This is a genomic window from Alcanivorax sp. 1008 (assembly GCF_020667895.1).
Classification (GTDB): Bacteria; Pseudomonadota; Gammaproteobacteria; order Pseudomonadales; family Alcanivoracaceae; genus PGZG01.
Genome location: NZ_JAFMPS010000086.1, coordinates 1 through 591 on the forward strand (window position 1 = coordinate 1; position 591 = coordinate 591).

Consider the following 591-nt stretch of genomic DNA (forward strand, 5'->3'; position numbering starts at 1 on the left):
TAAAATGCCCAAAATACATATAGCCCATCCGGCCATTACTAACTTCATTTATATCCCCGGTCTGGTCATGGCGTTTGAGCTCAGGCCGCAGCCCGACAGGGACGTCGGCCTGCAACGAATTGTTCGGCACTCACGGCACGCGCAAGGCTACCTGCGGTGAGCATCTCTTGCCTTCGCTAGGTCAAGCTCATACCACCCGAGTTCTGGATAGTGCCTTGCAACACCTACCGCCGCCATTACGGCCCCATAGTAAATGACCGAGAGAGATTGATCTTTGTACTGAATAAGCATCAGGTCATCAACTTTCTCAAGGGTAGAGTCAGAAATTCTGACAAAGCCAGATTTCTGAGCGGTTGTTTTAACGCTTACCCTTCTGCCGTTCTTGGAAATTACGTCAAACCCATGTTGGTTTGGCGTTGCAGCCAAAGCTCCATCAACCGACAGCGCACAGTAAAACTCCCCGAGGCGGCCAATGAGATGCCGAACCTCGGTTGGCTTTACGCCAAACTCGGAAATCTCAAGACGAATTAGATCAAGATATTTCTCATACAAAACTTTAGTTTTTTCGGGTCCAAGAGTACCCACCAATCC

1 pseudogene is annotated in these 591 nt (G+C 49.4%); it reads right to left on the reverse strand.

The features are described from left to right. Window positions 1-147: 147 nt before the first annotated feature. Window positions 148-591: pseudogene (locus tag J1C54_RS16380) on the reverse strand (hypothetical protein); the annotation flags it as partial.